Raw genomic sequence first — 16,532 nt, 5'->3', positions numbered from 1 at the left:
GTCAAAAAAAGGGCGCGATTAACCACTACCGCGCCCGCGGCAGCACAGGACTCAAGGATCTTTCAGTTAGCCCAGATCGAACCAGCAGGTGGCCGGATCGAGGGCGTGCAATTGCTTGTAGGCGCCGGAGAAAAACAGCAACGGACGCCCGTCTGACTCTTCCAGGGCCTCGACATCGGCGGTGTAGATCAAGTGGTCGCCGCCGACATGCACGGCATTGGCCCGTACCGCGAGTTGTACCAGCGCACCTTCCAGCACAGGTGCCGCCCCGAGGTCACTGAACACAGGGCTGTGCTCCGGGTCGGGACGACCGCCGAAATGGCTGCTCAGCCCTTCATGTTCCTCGCGCAAAAAGCTGATGCCGAAGGCATCGCCGGCCTTGATGCTGCTGGCAAAACGCGCCTGGGTACGCACGGCAATCAACACCATGGGCGGGTCGACCGACAACGACATGAATGCATTGGCGGTCATCCCCGTGGGCTGACCCTCGTGGATGAAACTGACCACCGTGACGCCGGTGGCGAACTTGCCCATTACGCGGCGAAAGGACCGCGCATCAACTTCGCTGACTTGCATAACCAGGACTCCTCATTGATACCGGTGAAACGCCGCTTAGATAAACGGGGTGCCAGGCGTCATGCCGCAGAGAATCCGGCCATAGGTTTCGAAGTTGGTGTTCGGCGTGACGATGCCGTGCAGGGAGGCAATCCGCGCGTCCTGCCAGATTTTGGTCATCGGGTTGTTGGCTGAGGCCAGCGAGCCACCGGAGGCCGACGCGAGCATATCGACCGCTTCCCAGATCAGCTTTTCCGCATAGCCGACGTCACGACGGACCTTGGCGCGTTCGAGGAAATCCATGTAGACGCCGGAGGCGGCGCCAGCATCCATGGCATCGGCGTGGCGTTCGAGAATGGCGCGGGCGGCGTCGATCTTGGCCGAGGCTTCGCCCACTTGCAGGTGGGTGATGGGCGCCTCGGATTGTTTGGCGTACCAGGAATATTGAATGCTGCGACGTGGCAGGGTTTCCAGGAAGGTTTCCAGCGCCGCCACGCCCAGGCCCAACGCCGGGAAGGCCAGGATGATTGCCAGCATCGGCATGCAGGCGGTCTGGAACAGCGGCTCATCCGCCAGGTGACTGGACGGGTAGTCGCCCTCGATGGCCCTGGTCACCGAGCCGATGCGCGCGTTCGGCACGAACACGTTCTTCACCGACACGCTGGAACTGCCGCTGCCGCTGATGCCGATCACATTCCAGTCGTTGAGAATCTCGATCTGCTCGACGGGAATCAGCGCGACGCCCTGGTCCACAACTTTGCCGGTGGCGTCGACCAGTGGGATGCCGAGCATGTCCCAGGTGGCGTGGTAGATACCGGAGTTGAACCCCCACAGCCCCTCTTCGATCAGGTAACCGCCTTCGACTTTCTTCACCACCGCCTTGCGCGGCGACAGCACGCCGGTCACCCGTGCCGGCTTGGCGCCACCGAAGACTTCCTCGGCGGCCTCGGCACCAAAGAAGGTAGCCGCGCACCAGGTGGTGACGTTGGTCAGCGCCGTGACCCAGGCCACCCCCGCATCGGCCCGACCCAGTTCCGCCACCACATTGAGGAAGGTGCGCACTGACACCGCCTCACCGCCGAACCGGCGCGGGGTGGTCATGCTCAGCAGGCCGCCGGCTTCCAGGTCAGCGATGGTTTCGGCGGGTAGCCGTCCAAGGGCCGCGGTGTCTTTGCTGCGGGCCTTCAAGGTGGGGATCAGCGAACGAGCGTAGTCCTGCAAGGCGAGGCCTTTGCCAGCCGCGGTGTCGACAGCTTGCACGGTGTGTTCTGCGTATTTCGCATTCATGACTTCATCCTGCTTTTGATTGTTTTTGTGGTGCTCATGCCCGGAGCTGAACTGGCCCGGCGCGAGTTATTGATATATTCATCATATTTGATAAAGTCATCAATAGTTTTCAGAAATTATTTTTCCCCATCACCGCCGAGGTTCAGCAATGCCCGAATTCAATGCCCCCTTGACCGACATGCGATTCCTGCTCAACGAGGTCTTTTGCGCACCGGCACTATGGGCACGCCTGCCGGCCCTGGCAGACACCATCGACGGGCACACCGCCGACGCGATTCTCGACGAGGCTGGCAAGCTCACCGCCGGCCTGCTCGCCCCGCTCAACCGCAGCGGCGATGAAGAAGGCGCGCATTGGGAGCAAGGACAGGTGCGTACGCCTTGCGGCTTCAAGGAGGCTTATGCGACTTATGCCGAGGGCGGTTGGGTCGGCCTGAGCGGCAACCCCCGGTTCGGCGGCATGGGCATGCCGAAGATGCTGGCGGTCTGTTTCGAAGAGATGCTCTACGCCGCCAACTGCAGCTTTGCGTTGTATTCGGCCTTGAGTTCCGGCGCCTGCCTGGCCATCGATGCCCATGCCAGCGAAGCACTGAAAAGCCGCTATTTGCCGCCCATGTACGAGGGTCGTTGGGCCGGTTCCATGTGCCTGACTGAAGCACACGCCGGCACTGACCTGGGCCTGATCCGAACCCGGGCGCAGGTCCAGGCCGATGGCAGTTACCGCATCAGCGGCAGCAAGATTTTCATTACCGGCGGCGAGCAGGACCTCACCGAGAACATCATCCACCTGGTGCTGGCCAAGCTGCCGGATGCACCGGTGGGGCCAAAAGGCATTTCGCTGTTCCTGGTGCCCAAGCGACTGGTCAATGACGACGGCTCACTGGGCGAACCCAACGCCGTCAGCTGCGGCTCCATCGAACACAAGATGGGCATCAAGGCCTCGGCCACCTGCGTGATGAACTTCGACGGGGCGCAAGGCTGGTTGATCGGCGAGGAAAACAAGGGACTGGCGGCGATGTTCACCATGATGAACTACGAACGCCTGTCCATCGGTATCCAAGGCCTGGGTTGCGCCGAAGCGTCCTACCAGAATGCCCGCGCCTATGCCCGCGACCGCCTGCAAAGCCGTGCGCCTGCCGGGCCGGTGGCTACCGGCAAGATAGCCGACCCGATCATCGTTCACCCCGACGTGCGCCGCATGCTGCTCACCATGAAGGCCATGACCGAAGGGGGGCGCGCCTTTGCCTGCTATGTCGGGCAGCAACTGGACCTGGCAAAGTTTTCCGACCAGGGCGAAGAACAGCAGCGCGCCACTCAACTGGTGGCGCTACTGACGCCGGTGGCTAAGGCATTTTTCACCGACACCGGGTTCGACAGTTGCGTTCTTGGCCAGCAAATATTCGGCGGCCACGGCTACATCCGTGAATGGGGCCAGGAGCAACTGGTGCGCGATGTGCGCATTGCGCAGATCTACGAAGGCACCAACGGCATTCAGGCCCTCGACCTGCTTGGGCGCAAAGTCGTCTGCAACGGTGGCAAGGCGCTGCGGGTATTCACCGAGGAAATTGTGCAGTTCGCGCAGCAACAGCACAGGCCCTACGGCGCCGAACTGGTTGCTGCCACCCGGCGTCTTGAAGCGTTGAGCGACTGGTTGATGCAACAGGCCAAGGTGGACGCCAACCTGCTAGGCAGTTCCTGCGTGGAATATCTCCAGTTGTTCGGCTACGTGGCTTACGCCTACATGTGGGCACGCATGGACCAGGCGGCCATTGACCACAGTCCCCCTCATCAGGCAAAACAGGCCACTGCGGCGTTTTTCTTCAGCCGTTTGCTGCCTCGTATCGAAAGCCTGGACACCTCGATTCGAGCCGGGAGCAGAGATCTGTTCTGTTTGGGTGAGGAACACTTCTAAAGAATGGAATCACTTCGCTCAATCAGACAATGCCGACGCCTTGGTGAGGCGTCGCTTGCCTATGCTGAAAAATAGCCGCTTGAGCGAGATGTCATCACCGCTATCCGAGCAGTGCGTGCTTGAGTACCGAATCGGTCGTGGTCTGATAGTGACTGGCCAGTAACTCGCACGCCTTGTCGATATCTTTGGCCAACGCGGCATCCATCAGTTGGCGGTGTTCACCGGGCACATCACGCTCGCTGCTGTCGGCATAGTGCATCGACAAGAAACGATAACGTGCGGTCTGGTCCCGCAGGGACGCACACAAGCGCAGAAGTGTTGGCGAATTGCAGCTTGAAATCAGCGCCTGATGGAACAGTTCGTGGGCGTTTTCCCATTCCGGCTTGAGCAGGCGCTCCGGGCCTTCGACGATGGTGAGGCGATCAAGCCGGTGATGCGCGGCCAGAACCCGACTCTCCCACTCCACGTCCCCCAAACGAATGGAATCGGCCAGCGCTTTGCATTCAATGTGTAACCGTGCAGCAGTGATATCAGCGATTTCCGCTGCGGAAATGCGCCCGACGCTGAAGCCTTTCTGATCCGCCGCCGAGACGAAGCCACTGCTGGCCAGGCGCGACAAGGCTTCGCGCAGGGGAATGACACCGACGTCGTAGGCATCGGCCAGTTCCTTGAGCCGCAGGCGGCTGCCAGGAGCCAGGTGACCGTTGATGATGTCCTGGCGAATACGGGCTTCAAGCTGCGAGGCCATGGTGCGCTTTTCCGCGACGTCTGCGGGTTGCCAGTTGATCTGTGGGGAACTCACGGTCGACTCCTTTACGCCTTTTGTCCTGATGAATCATACACAGACGGTGAATTTTATCACATTCATAAAAATATATATTTTTGTTGACGATATATTTTATTGGTTTTAGCTTAGTGACTACGCGGTCGGCTGCTTTTCACCACCGACCCTTTTCCAATCCAACTAGAGAATTCGTCATGCGCTACGTTCGCTTCCTCAATCAAGGTCAACCTGTCCTGGGTGTCGTCACTGCCGACGGTGTACGCGTACTAGGTGCCGAGTCTCTTGAGTCCCTGCTGGCCCGCGGCGTCGACCTGACCACCCACGGTGCCCAGGCTGATGGTGCTTTGGTTGAGATCGCTGAAGACGCCTACCTGCCATTGCTGGCGCGTCCGACCAAGATCGTCTGCGTAGGCTTGAACTATGCCGACCACACCAAGGAATCGCCTTACGCTCAACCGAGCTACCCGACCCTGTTCCCGCGCTGGAACTCAAGTCTGACGGCCCACAACAAGCCTCTGATTCGCCCTCGTGTTTCCGATACCCTCGATTACGAAGGCGAAATGGCGGTGGTGCTTAAAAGCGGCGGCCGCCACATCCGCAAGGAAGATGCGCTGGACCACGTAGCTGGTTACGCGCTGTTCAACGAAGGCTCGGTACGTGACTACCAGTTCATCTCGCCACAGTGGACGGTCGGCAAAAACTTCGATGACACCGGCGCATTCGGTCCGGTGCTGGTGACCGCCGACGAATTGCCGGCAGGTGGCAAGGGCCTGCTGCTGGAAACCCGGGTCAACGGCAAGGTCGTGCAATCGGCCAACACCGACGACATGCTGTTCGACGTGGCGACCATCATTTCCACCCTGAGCGAAGCGGTGACCCTGGAAGCCGGTGACGTAATTGTCAGCGGCACCCCGGCCGGCGTTGGTTTCGGCATGAATCCAAAGGTGTACCTGAAGGCCGGCGACGTAGTCGAAGTGTCCATCGAGGGCATCGGCAAGCTGGTCAACCCGGTGGTCGACGAAGCCTGACAACACCGGTTGAAACCTCGCGCAGGGCCGCCCTCAAGCCCTGCGCGCTACAATTACAATAATTAAAATGGAGGCATTCATGAGCCAGTCCCATGGTGTGCATTCAATCGATCACTACGCGCTGAACGTTCCGTCCCTGGATGAAGCCTGCCAGTTCTTTGCAAGCTTCGGCCTTGATGTCGAGCGTGGCCCGGAGCAACTTCTACTGCGGGCAGCGGACGGGCATGTGTGGGCGAAAATCCTGCCTGCCGCCTCCAAGTCCCTGGCCTACCTCAGCTTCAATTGCTACGAACAGGACTTCGCCGCGCTGCGCCAGCAGATCGAAAGCGCAGGCGGCCGTTTTGAAGACCGCATCGGCGACGGCATCTGGTTTCGTGACCCGGACGGCAATCTGTTGCAGGTCAAGGTGGGCGAAAAGACCATGCCCGACCAGAAGACGCCTCACCACAGCAGCGACACACCCGCCAATAGCCGCGGCGCAACAACACGCGACGGCCTGCCGCAGGTCCGCCCTCGCCGCTTGTCTCACGTGTTGCTGTTCACGCCGGATGTGCTCGGCGCCCTGCACTTCTATGGACAGGCGCTGGGCCTGAAGCTCTCGGACAAATCGCTGGACATCATCGCCTTCAGTCACGCCGCTCACGGCTGCGATCATCACCTGGTGGCGTTCGCCAAGAGCAGTGCCAAGGGCTGGCACCACGCGGCATGGGAAGTCGACAGCATCGACGAAGTCGGCTCCGGCGCATCGCAGATGGCCGTGGCCGGACACACCAAGGGCTGGGGCACGGGCCGTCATTGCCTGGGATCGAACTACTTCCATTACGTGCAGGACCCTTGGGGTTCCTTCTGCGAATACTCGGCAGACATGGACTACATCTCTGAAGGCAGCGAATGGCCGGCCGGCGATTACCCACCGGAAAATTCCCTGTACCTCTGGGGCCCGGACGTCCCGGACAACTTCATCTTCAACACTGAAGCGCACGCTCCGGCACCGACCTGAGCCACCTCTAACGAAACTGACTTCCTGCATCGCGCGATTCAAATGAAACGCGCGACGGGTCCGGCCATGTCCGGAAATCATTGAGAAGTACACGAGGTACAGTCATGAATCAGCACACCACAGTCGATGTCGCCATTGCCGGTTACGGTCCCGTAGGCCAGACCCTGGCCATTCTGTTGGGCCAGATGGGCTATTCGGTCGCCGTATTCGAACGCTGGCCAGCGCTTTATCCCCTGCCGCGCGCAGTTTTCTACGATCATGAAATTCGCCGCGTTTTCCTCTCCATGGGGCTGGGTGAAGAGCTGGCAAAAATCTCCCAGCCTTCGGCGCGCTATCAGTGGTTCAACGCCGACTGGAAAGTACTGGTGGAAATCGACTGGTCAGCCGAATCCATCAGCGACGGGCCGTTCGGCTATCTGTTCAACCAGCCGTCACTGGAAGCCGCCCTGGACCGCAAGGCCAAAAGCATCGGCAACGTGCAGATTCATCAGGGCTGGGAAGCCACCGCGCTCAAGCAGGACGCCGATGGTTGCGACATGGTGCTCAATCGAGTGATTCGTGAGGACGGCAAGTTTTCATTGGGTCAGGAGCAGCAAAGCGTCCGCGCCCGCTATGTGATCGGTGCCGACGGCGCCAACAGCTTCGTACGTCAGTCGCTGGGCATTGAGTGGCAAGACCTGGGCTTCCAGGAAGACTGGCTGGTGGTCGACCTGCAGCCCAAGCCTGGTGTGGAACTGGATGTGCCAGACATCGGCCAGTGGTGTAACCCCGAACGCCCGACAACCATGGTACCGGGTGGCCCCGGCTATCGCCGCTGGGAATTCATGCGCCTGCCTCACGAAACCATCGAAGACCTGCAGGACTCCGACAAGGTCTGGTCGCTGCTGTCGCGTTGGGTCGCCCCGGACACCGCCGACCTGGTACGCCATGCGGTCTATCAGTTCCGCTCGCGCATCGCCTCGAACTGGCACAGCGGCCGGGTGATGCTGGCCGGTGATGCCGCGCACGTGATGCCACCGTTCATGGGCCAGGGCATGTGCTCGGGGATTCGCGATGCGTGGAACCTGTCCTGGCGCCTGGACCTGCTGCTGCGCGGTCTGGCCGACAACAGCTTGCTGGACAGCTACACCCTGGAGCGCAGACCGCAGATCCGCGCGGTGATCGAAGCCTCCATGGCCATGGGCAAAGTGGTCTGCGTGTCTGACCCCGTGAAGGCCGCCGAGCGTGACGCGGCGTATTTGAGCGGCAACGTTGCACCACTGCCACCGTTCCCCGGTCTGACCGATGGACTTTTGCAAGAGGACGGTCAATTGCGCGGCATTCTCGGGGTACACGGCTCGATTGAAATCGATGGCAAGGTCAGCCGCTACGACGACGTCATTCAACGCGGCTTTCACCTCCTGGTGCGTGGCGACGAAGACCCACTGGCGCTACTTGATGCGCAGCAACTGAACTTCATCCGTGACTACGGCCTGCAAGTCGTGCGACTCGCGCCGCAAGCCGACAGCGCAAAGGGCATTTACCGCGACGTCTCCGGCAAGTACTTGCAATTCATGGCCGAGGCCGGGCTCAAGGTCCTCGTTGTGCGTCCGGACTACTACTGCTACGGCGGCGTGGCCGAGTTGTCGGCGCTGCCAAAGCTGCTCACTTCCCTGAGCCACCAATTGCAACAGAACGTCGGCCAACAATCCCTCGTCAATGACACCAGGGCCTGCCACGTCTGACAGCGAGTTTCCGGGGGCACGGACGCCCCCCCTTCAAAACTCTGACAACAAAAACAAGAGACAGACAATGCACAACATCAAGGTGAAAACGCTTGGTGCGGTTCTGGCCGCCTTCGCGACGCTCAACACTCATGCGGCAGAAAACATTGGAACCGGAGAAGGCACGCTGTTTCGCAGCCTGTTCGGCGACACCCTGGAAAAGAACTACGGAATAACGGTCTCCGGTCTGTTTGACGTTGGCTATTCGCGCAACAACCGCTCGACCCATGACGAGCGCCAGGATGGCCTGAGCAACCTGCCACTGGTGGGTTTCGCCGACGAAGGCCTGGAATGGGGCGGCCTGCACCTGTTCGTCGACAAGGCACTCAAGGGCAACATGATCCCGCGTATCACACCCCTGCCCGGCCCGGCGCCAACCGAAGCGTCCTTCGGCTTCACCTTCGAAATGAACTACGGCCGCAATGCGCAATTCGCCCGTACGCAAGGCTGGGACATGCATTGGGACGTCAACTCGCCAGGCGACGACGACTTGGCCAAGGCCCAACGTGACAAACAGAAATTCCTCGCCGTTCCCAACATCGCCGCGACCGCGTATCTGCCTTACGGCCCCGGCATCACGGCCATGGCCGGCGTCTTCGGCCCGGCGCTCGGCTATGAAATCCCGCCGAACATCCGTGCCGCGCGTAACCCGTTTGCCAGCAAGACCTACGCCTTCGTCAGCGAGCCCGGCACGGTTGGCGGCGTTCAGATCGGAACGCGCCTGTACAACGGCGAGTCAGGCATTCTCGGTGTGGAACTGGGCGTAGTGCAGGGCTGGAACAACCTGCGCGACAACAACGACAGCAAATCGCTGATGGGTGCCGTGCGATGGCGCACTGCCGACATGCAGACCTGGATCGACTACGAGTTCATCCTCGGCGATGAACAGAACGACAGTTTCAGCGATGTGCAGGCGCCGACCTCGCGCCTGGTCTCGGCAGACGGTCAATTCAAGCAGCAGCACTCGCTCAACGGCTGGCACCGCTTTGACTCGAACTGGTCGATGGGCGCCGAAGCGGTCTACGGCCATCAGGACGGCGACGGCAAAGCCACAACCGTCGACATCATCAACGGCCCCGGTTTCGATGGCGCGCATTGGTGGGGCGCCAACGCAGTGCTCACTTACCAGCAACGACCGGACCTTTCGTACTCGGTACGCGCCGAGCATTTTGCCGACCCTGACGGTTTCATCCTGCTGCCCGCCTCCACCGCCCGCGGCAACTTCAACGCCGTCACCGCCGGCCTGCGTTACGACCTGAACAAGTACATCTCGCTGCGTCCGGAACTGCGTTACGACGTGTTCGATGGCAATGCCGACGATCACCCGTTTGGCGCTGGTCGCGACCGCACGCAATTGACCGGACTGGTCGAAGCACTGGTTTATTTCTAAGCCCCTGGCAGCCGGGTGCTGATGCGGCTGCCTCCCTCAACTCCATCCGAGTAACAACCATGAACAACAATAAACACGCGTGGGATGTTCGCTACGAGTTCAAAGCGGTGGCCCTGCTCGCGCTGGGTTTCGGCCTGGTGGGTCTGGATCGCTTCATTATCCTGCCGCTGTTCCCTGTGATGATGAAAGACCTCGGTCTGAACTATCAGGACTTGGGAAGTGTGACCGCCATCCTAGGGCTGGCGTGGGGTATTTCTTCGATTTTTATGGGGCGACTGTCGGATCGAATCGGACGCCGTAAAGTACTGATCCCGGCCGTCCTGGTGTTCTCGTTGCTCGCGGGGCTTTCCGGGCTGGCCACCGGTATCGGCGGTTTGATGCTGATTCGGGCGATCATGGGCATCTCCGAAGGCGCCTTTACGCCAACGGCACTGGCGGCCACGGCGGAGTCTTCGCACCCGACGCGGCGCGGCATGAACATCGGCATCCAGCAGGCCTTTTTCCCGATCCTGGGTCTGGGCCTCGCGCCAATCCTCGCTACCCAGTTGTTGCTGGTGGTGCCGTCGTGGCGCTGGGTATTCGTGATTGTGTCGCTACCGGGGTTCCTGCTGGCCCTGGCGATGTACCGCTACCTGCGGGAAACCCGCACCGTCGCGCCGGTGAATAACCAAGCCCATGCAGCCACCGTCCAACCGAGCTGGCTAGATGCCCTGCGCTTTCGCAATGTATGGCTGAACATCGTCGGCATGTTCTGCATGCTCACCTGCCTGTTCGTCATCAGCGTGATGATGCCCAACTACCTGATGGACTATCTGCACCTGAACGTGCAGCAGATGGGCTTTGTGATGTCGGCCATCGGCCTGGGTGGTTTTCTTGGGCAGTTGATCATGCCAGCCGTGTCCGACCGCATCGGACGTAAACCGGTGGTGCTGATTTCGTTCATCGCCACCGGCGTGTTCCTGTGGCTGCTGATGGGCACCGGCGCCGAACCGATGAAGTTGTTCGCTCTGCTGTTCCTGACGATTTTTTTCAACTTCAGCATGATCTGCATGACCGTTGGGCCACTCACCAGCGAATCCGTTCCAACGGCGCTGACCTCCACCGCCACCGGCCTCGTGGTGGGCATCGGCGAGATTTTTGGGGGCGGCATCGCGCCGGCCATCGCGGGCTATATCGCCCAGCATCACGGCATTGAAAACACGATGTACCTGGCACTCGGTGCCGTGATCGTCGGGCTGCTGGTCGCCACCTGCCTGCGCGAAACCGCCCCGGCCAGAACGAACGCGCCTGCCGCCGAGGGCATTGACAGCGTTTAAAAACCACTGAAGATCAACACTGTAGGAGCTGCGGTGCGGCGATCCGTTTTGCCAGCGAAGGCGGCATCAGCTTCACCAACGCTATCGCCAGCAAGCCGGCTCCTACAGATTTGTGGGGTGCCAAACAATCCGCATGAGGCTTGTCAGCGAAGGCGGCATTAGCATCACCGCAAGCACCAACACTTTCTCTGCAAGGTTTTCCACATGATCGAACTTCACCAAGTCACCGCCTACCAACAACAGACCCGAGTGCTCAACCAACTCTCCCTGAAGATCGGGCCGCAGGAGCGCGTGGCGATTCTCGGCCCCAACGGCGCGGGTAAAAGCACTCTGCTTAAACTGATCAACAGGGAACTCTACCCCGTCGCCCAGGACGGCAGTTACCTGAAACTGTTCGGCAGTGAGACCCTGAACCTGTGGCAACTGCGCAACAGGATCGGCTTCGTGTCCCAGGACTTGCAAGAGGATTACACGCCCTACACCAGCGCCCTGGACGTTGTGGTTTCCGGTTTTTTCGGCGCCATCGGCCGTCATGACCATTTGCAGCCGACCGCGCTTCAGCTCGAGCAGGCGCGCGCCATGATGGCGAGCCTGGGGATTTCGCAGGACGAATCCTGCATGTTTCAACGCCTTTCCACCGGCCAGAAAAGACGCCTGCTGCTGGCTCGAGCGCTGGTGCACCAACCCCAGGCACTGATTTTCGATGAGCCGGCCAACGGCCTGGACATGGGCGCGAGCCTGGCCATGCTGACGTTGCTGCGTGGCTTTTGCAGTGAGGGCCGGTCGTTGCTCATCACCACCCACCACGTTGACGAGATCATTCCGGAAATCGAGCGCGTGGTGCTCGTCAAGCAGGGGCAGATTGTTGCCGACGGCCCCAAAACGGAACTATTGACCAGCGCACACCTCTCGGACCTCTATCAAACGTCGCTGCACATCAGCGAGAAAAACGGCTGGTATCGCTGCTGGCACGACTAAGAGCAGCTTGCCCGCCGTTCAGGACTGCCGGGGCGTCGCAGCGGCCATTCCACCCTGGCGTGCAACTTTCAGGAACGCGTGCACCGCACCCGCTGTTTCACTTACGCGGCTGATGAGCAACAGGTCTGCTTGTGGTTCGACGTCATCGAATGTTCGATAGATCACTCCGGGAATCCTGACTTGAATCAAGGGCGCAGGTACCAGTGCGACGCCCATTCCAGCCGCGACCAATGCCAGCACACTCAACGTGCTGGTGGTGCGCTCAACCTTGGGCTCGCGCCCCAGCGCTTTTCGCAGCGCAGCCAGCATATGCTCATCCGCACCGTGTGCGGCATAGACGATCAGCGACTCGGCACCCAGCATCGGCACACGCAACGGCTGCTGATTCGCCAACGGATGGTCCTCAGGCATTGCCACGACCAACGGCCAGGTGCCAATCCGTTCAAACAGCAGTGCGCTGTCGAGGGCCTGCCCACCATGACTCGGTGCATAACCCAGATCCAGCTGCGCATTCTGGATTGCTTCGACCTGCAGGTGCGGTGCCAGCTCGCGAAGGATGACCTGGGCGTCTGGGTATGCCGCACGAAATGCCCGAACGTCAGCCATCAACCTGCCACTGAACACGGCATTGCCTGCGAAGCCAATCCGTACCGTGCCCATTTCCCCGCGTAAAGACCGTTGCACCAGTTGTTGGGCATACGCCGCCTGGTCGAGGGTGCGTTGCGCTTCGGCACGCAACAGAGCGCCAGCTTCCGTGAGCTCCACGCGACGGCTGGTGCGCAAGAACAAGGCCCCGCCGAGCTCTTCCTCCAACGAGCGGATTTGCATGCTCAGCGCCGACTGAACAATGTGCAGACGCTGGGCGGCGCGACCGAAATGGCCTTCCTCGGCCACGGCTAGAAAATAACGTAAATGCCGCAGATCCATCGCGCTATCCCCCATCAGTTTTTATGATCAATTGTTCATATCAATCTATTTGAAGTTATCTGTCCATAGGGAGATGCTGACTTCGACACCCCGCTACCTGCCAAGGACAACTCATGCAGACTTTTCTGGAAGACCGTTTTCAAATCACCGACCTGATCACCGGTTGGATTCACCGCGACCTGGGCCAATGGGACGAGTTGGCCAAGCTCGCTCATCCTGACGGGATCATTGAAATCACCTGGTTTGAAGGGCCGTTCGCCGAGTTTGTCGAAGGCTCCAAGCGCATGGGCAAATCCGATTTGCGTACCAAGCACCTGATCGGCACGCCGGTGGTGACCTTCAACGGCAATAAGGCCATCGTCGAAACCAACGCAGTAATCGTTGCCGAAAACGTCAAGCTGGGTCTGGGGTGCAGCGTGCACAACCGCTTCTACGACCTGGCGGAAAAACGCGACGGAATGTGGAAGCTGGTCAAGCGACAAAGCATCTATGACATGGGTAGCTTCACTTTCCCGCAAGGCCTGGTCGAGATCGATCGTGAGGTCGTGGCGCACTACCCTCGTGAATACGCGCCGCTGGCTTATCTACTGGAAATGAGCGGTTTTCCACTCAATCGTCTATTCGCCACCCGCGGCAGCGAGCTTGAACAAGGTATGCGCGCCGAAGCCAGCGCATGGCTCGCTGACTGATAGCCCGCTATCGCCAATCCATACAACCGAAATCTTATCCGAATCCCACTCATTCCTGCTTTGCACACCTGACACCGCTATTACCGAAAATAATTACAACAGAGGTATTTGCTTGTGAACAATCAACTCGACATCTGCGCGATCGTCGAAAGAAGCCGTTTGGGCGCCTTTCAACTACTTGTGCTGGTTCAATGCTTCCTGTGCATGGTCGTCGATGGCTTCGATATTCAAGCCATGGCCTATGCCGCGCCCAGCCTCATCGCCGAATGGGGCATTCCCAAAGCCAACCTGGGTCCGGTGTTCAGCATCAGCATGCTCGGCATGTTGATCGGATCGCTAGCCCTGGGCTCGGTAGCCGACCGCGTCGGGCGACGCCCCGTACTGGTGACTGCCTCGCTGGCCATGGCCGTTCTGATGTACTTCACCGCCCACGCGACGACGGTGGATGGCCTGTTGGCACTGCGATTTTTTACCGGTATCGCCATGGGGGCCATCGTGCCCAACGTCGCGACGCTGGTGACTGAGTACGCCCCCCGACACAACCGGGTGATGCTGTTGACGCTGGTGGCGTCGGGCATGGTTGTCGGAGGTCTGGTAGGCGGCGCCATCGCGGCGGCTGTGATTCCGCTGTACGGCTGGCAAGCGGTGTTCTATCTGGGTGCCTTCGCACCATTGTGTGTAGGTCTGCTGATGTTTTTTGCACTCCCCGAATCGCTGCAATGGAGTGTGTTGCGAGGACGAAAGCTCGACCGCGTCAAGGCCATACTCCTGCGCATCGAGCCTGGGCTGCAGATCGATCCACAGACCACTCTGGTGATCGCTGAGCCACGCAAGAAAGGCCTGGCGTTTTCACTGTTGTTCGCCGATGGTCGGCTTCCCGGCACGCTGTTGCTGTGGCTGATCAACTTCATGAACATGCTCTGCGTATATTTCCTCGCGTCCTGGACGCCGGTATTGATGAGTGGCGCCGGCCATTCTCCGTCGCAGGCGGTACTGGCGGGTACATCCATGTGGCTGGGTGGTCTGGCGGGCGGGTGGTTGTTGGGCTGGTTTGTCGACCGCAGAGGCTTCGGTGCGGTGCTGGTGCCCACCTTCATTGTCTCTGCTGTAGCCATCGTTCTATTCAGCCATTTCTATGCCTCGATCAATCTGGCTTATTTGACAATTGCGGTCGCAGGTTTCGGCATTCTCGGCGGCCAGGCGGCATTGAACGCCATGACCTCTACCTTCTATCCGACCGCCCTTCGCGCTACCGGCACCGGCTGGACGCTTGGCCTTGGACGGCTGGGTGGCATATGCGGCCCTTTCATAGGCTCCACCTTGCTGCACTTGCAGTGGTCGACGAGTGATCTGTTAGTGGCCGCCGCCATTCCCGCCAGCCTCACGGCCATCGGCATCATCGCGTTCTGGCGATTGAACCGAATGGTCGGATTATCGGTTACCAACTGACGGCCGTGCCCAGCGGCCAGTGCAAGGCCGCTCTCAAAATAAAAACAAGAGAAAACCATGAAGAACATCAACGTCAAATCGTTTGGTGCGGCTCTGCTCGTCTTCGCAACAGGCCATTGCAATGCAGGCCAGGGTGCGGGTGTCGGCGAAGGCACTGTGTTTCGCGGGATTTTTGGCGACTCCCTGGAGCGCGACTATGGCATCACAGTATCCGGACTGTTGGACGCCGGTTTCTCACGCAACAACAATTCATCCCAGGATGATCGTAAATCCGGGCAAACCAACACACCGATCGCTGGCTTTTCGGACGAAGGATTTGAACTCGCCACCCTTCACCTGTTTGCCGATAAAGCGTTGAAAGCCAACTTCGTTCCGCGCGTGACACCCCTACCCGGGCCAACGCCCACTGAAGCCTCCTTCGGCTTCACCCTTGAGGCCGCTTACGGACGCAATGCCCAGCAGGCGCGCACTTATGGTTGGGACATGCATTGGGGGATAAATTCCCCGGGGGACGATGACCCCGATAAGGCCAGGCGCGACAAGCAAAACTTCCTCGCGGTGCCCAATATCGCCGCGACGGCTTACTTGCCTTATGCCGGTGGCTTCACCGCGATCGCCGGCATCTTTGGCTCAGGGCTGGGCTACGAGATTCCACCTAACGTGCGTGCAGCGCGAAATCCGTTTGCCAGTCGCTCCTATGCCTTCATGACCGAGTCTGGCGCGGTTTCCGGGTTGCTGCTGGGTAAACGCCTGGTAAGCAACCAAAGCATGCTGCTGGGTGCCGAGTTAGGGGTCATTCAGGGCCAAGGCAACCTGCGCGACAACAACGACAGCAAGGCGATGCTCGGCGCAGTGCGTTGGCGTACGCCAGACATGAGCACCTGGATCGATTACGAGTTTCTCGTGGGTGACTCACAGAACGACAGTCGCAACGACATACAAACACCGCGTGGCCGTGTGATTTCCGCTGACGGTCAGTTCAAGCAGCAGCATTCCCTCAATGGCTGGCACCGGTTTACCGAGCAGTGGTCCATGGGCGGGGAAATGGTTTACGGCCATCAGGATGGCGACGGCAAAGCCTCCACCGTCGATATCGTTACCGGGCCGGGTTTCGATGGCGCGCACTGGTGGGGAGCCAACGTCGTGTTGACCTACCAGCAGCGCAAGGACTTGTCGTATTCCGTTCGCGCCGAGCATTTCGACGATCCGGATGGCTATATCCTGTTTCCCTCCTCTACCGCTCGTGGCGCGTTCAATGCGCTGACCATGGGCCTGCGTTACGACGCCAACAAATACTTGTCGCTGCGCCCGGAACTGCGCTACGACTGGTTCGACGGGCGCGACGATGCACAGCCGTTTGGTCAAGGCGATGCCCGTAACCAGTTGACCGCTACGGTGGAAGCGCTGGTGTACTTTTGAAATGGGATAGATAGCAGGGGCAAAAACCATCGCTCACT

At 60.0% G+C, this 16,532-nt stretch carries 14 protein-coding genes; 10 read left to right on the top strand and 4 right to left on the bottom strand.

The annotated features are described in order from the left end of the window. Positions 1-66: 66 nt before the first annotated feature. Positions 67-576, bottom strand: coding sequence for a flavin reductase family protein (locus QMK58_RS15340; protein ID WP_320394949.1), 510 nt, complete (start codon positions 574-576; stop codon positions 67-69). Positions 577-612: 36 nt separating this feature from the next. After that, complete coding sequence (locus tag QMK58_RS15335; protein WP_320394948.1) at positions 613-1,842, bottom strand: acyl-CoA dehydrogenase family protein; 1,230 nt, start codon at positions 1,840-1,842, stop codon at positions 613-615. A 148-nt stretch (positions 1,843-1,990) separates the two neighbouring features. Between QMK58_RS15335 and QMK58_RS15330 the strand changes: the two genes are divergently transcribed. Then, positions 1,991-3,751 carry an acyl-CoA dehydrogenase C-terminal domain-containing protein gene (locus QMK58_RS15330; protein ID WP_320394947.1) on the top strand — a complete coding sequence of 587 codons (1,761 nt, stop codon included), beginning with the start codon at positions 1,991-1,993 and terminating at the stop codon, positions 3,749-3,751. A 100-nt stretch (positions 3,752-3,851) separates the two neighbouring features. Here QMK58_RS15330 and QMK58_RS15325 read toward each other — a convergent pair whose 3' ends face one another. Then, positions 3,852-4,553, bottom strand: a complete 702-nt coding sequence (locus QMK58_RS15325; protein WP_320394946.1) for a GntR family transcriptional regulator — start codon at positions 4,551-4,553, stop codon at positions 3,852-3,854. Positions 4,554-4,729: 176 nt separating this feature from the next. Between QMK58_RS15325 and QMK58_RS15320 the strand changes: the two genes are divergently transcribed. From QMK58_RS15320 to QMK58_RS15295, 6 genes are all read left to right on the top strand, one after another. Next, the gene (locus tag QMK58_RS15320) at positions 4,730-5,563 is read left to right on the top strand and encodes a fumarylacetoacetate hydrolase family protein (protein ID WP_320394945.1); all 834 of its coding nucleotides are present in this window, start codon (positions 4,730-4,732) and stop codon (positions 5,561-5,563) included. Between the two features lie 79 nt (positions 5,564-5,642). Further along, positions 5,643-6,563, top strand: a complete 921-nt coding sequence (locus QMK58_RS15315; protein ID WP_320394944.1) for a VOC family protein — start codon at positions 5,643-5,645, stop codon at positions 6,561-6,563. A 104-nt stretch (positions 6,564-6,667) separates the two neighbouring features. Then, complete coding sequence (locus QMK58_RS15310) at positions 6,668-8,287, top strand: bifunctional 3-(3-hydroxy-phenyl)propionate/3-hydroxycinnamic acid hydroxylase (RefSeq protein ID WP_320394943.1); 1,620 nt, start codon at positions 6,668-6,670, stop codon at positions 8,285-8,287. 67 nt (positions 8,288-8,354) lie between these two features. Further along, positions 8,355-9,716, top strand: coding sequence for an outer membrane beta-barrel protein (locus QMK58_RS15305; RefSeq protein WP_320394942.1), 1,362 nt, complete (start codon positions 8,355-8,357; stop codon positions 9,714-9,716). A 59-nt stretch (positions 9,717-9,775) separates the two neighbouring features. Then, positions 9,776-11,032, top strand: a complete 1,257-nt coding sequence (locus QMK58_RS15300; RefSeq protein WP_320394941.1) for an MFS transporter — start codon at positions 9,776-9,778, stop codon at positions 11,030-11,032. A 204-nt stretch (positions 11,033-11,236) separates the two neighbouring features. Beyond that, a complete protein-coding gene (locus QMK58_RS15295) occupies positions 11,237-12,010 on the top strand; it encodes an ABC transporter ATP-binding protein (RefSeq protein ID WP_320394940.1) in 774 nt (257 codons plus the stop codon). An 18-nt stretch (positions 12,011-12,028) separates the two neighbouring features. Here QMK58_RS15295 and QMK58_RS15290 read toward each other — a convergent pair whose 3' ends face one another. Next, positions 12,029-12,937 (bottom strand): LysR substrate-binding domain-containing protein, encoded by a 909-nt coding sequence (locus QMK58_RS15290; RefSeq protein ID WP_320394939.1) that lies wholly within the window; start codon positions 12,935-12,937, stop codon positions 12,029-12,031. A 113-nt stretch (positions 12,938-13,050) separates the two neighbouring features. On the opposite strand from QMK58_RS15290, the gene QMK58_RS15285 reads away from it, so the two are divergent. From QMK58_RS15285 to QMK58_RS15275, 3 genes are all read left to right on the top strand, one after another. Then, positions 13,051-13,626, top strand: coding sequence for a nuclear transport factor 2 family protein (locus QMK58_RS15285; protein ID WP_320394938.1), 576 nt, complete (start codon positions 13,051-13,053; stop codon positions 13,624-13,626). 114 nt (positions 13,627-13,740) lie between these two features. Further along, positions 13,741-15,075 carry an MFS transporter gene (locus QMK58_RS15280; RefSeq protein WP_320394937.1) on the top strand — a complete coding sequence of 445 codons (1,335 nt, stop codon included), beginning with the start codon at positions 13,741-13,743 and terminating at the stop codon, positions 15,073-15,075. Between the two features lie 57 nt (positions 15,076-15,132). Continuing rightward, complete coding sequence (locus QMK58_RS15275) at positions 15,133-16,494, top strand: outer membrane beta-barrel protein (protein ID WP_320394936.1); 1,362 nt, start codon at positions 15,133-15,135, stop codon at positions 16,492-16,494. Positions 16,495-16,532: the final 38 nt, after the last annotated feature.

Origin of the sequence: Pseudomonas sp. P8_241 (genome assembly GCF_034008315.1) — a bacterium.
Classification (GTDB): Bacteria; Pseudomonadota; Gammaproteobacteria; order Pseudomonadales; family Pseudomonadaceae; genus Aquipseudomonas.
The sequence above is the reverse complement of the archived record's forward strand: the minus strand, read 5'-3'. Positions and strand labels throughout refer to the sequence as shown.

Excerpts from the sequence above, each read along its gene's own strand:
- QMK58_RS15340 (WP_320394949.1), bottom strand. The coding sequence starts at position 576 with ATGCAAGTCAGCGAAGTTGATGCGCGGTCCTTTCGCCGCGTAATGGGC.
- QMK58_RS15335 (WP_320394948.1), bottom strand. The coding sequence starts at position 1,842 with ATGAATGCGAAATACGCAGAACACACCGTGCAAGCTGTCGACACCGCG.
- QMK58_RS15330 (WP_320394947.1), top strand. The coding sequence starts at position 1,991 with ATGCCCGAATTCAATGCCCCCTTGACCGACATGCGATTCCTGCTCAAC.
- QMK58_RS15320 (WP_320394945.1), top strand. The coding sequence starts at position 4,730 with ATGCGCTACGTTCGCTTCCTCAATCAAGGTCAACCTGTCCTGGGTGTC.
- QMK58_RS15315 (WP_320394944.1), top strand. The coding sequence starts at position 5,643 with ATGAGCCAGTCCCATGGTGTGCATTCAATCGATCACTACGCGCTGAAC.
- QMK58_RS15310 (WP_320394943.1), top strand. The coding sequence starts at position 6,668 with ATGAATCAGCACACCACAGTCGATGTCGCCATTGCCGGTTACGGTCCC.
- QMK58_RS15305 (WP_320394942.1), top strand. The coding sequence starts at position 8,355 with ATGCACAACATCAAGGTGAAAACGCTTGGTGCGGTTCTGGCCGCCTTC.
- QMK58_RS15300 (WP_320394941.1), top strand. The coding sequence starts at position 9,776 with ATGAACAACAATAAACACGCGTGGGATGTTCGCTACGAGTTCAAAGCG.
- QMK58_RS15295 (WP_320394940.1), top strand. The coding sequence starts at position 11,237 with ATGATCGAACTTCACCAAGTCACCGCCTACCAACAACAGACCCGAGTG.
- QMK58_RS15290 (WP_320394939.1), bottom strand. The coding sequence starts at position 12,937 with ATGGATCTGCGGCATTTACGTTATTTTCTAGCCGTGGCCGAGGAAGGC.
- QMK58_RS15285 (WP_320394938.1), top strand. The coding sequence starts at position 13,051 with ATGCAGACTTTTCTGGAAGACCGTTTTCAAATCACCGACCTGATCACC.
- QMK58_RS15275 (WP_320394936.1), top strand. The coding sequence starts at position 15,133 with ATGAAGAACATCAACGTCAAATCGTTTGGTGCGGCTCTGCTCGTCTTC.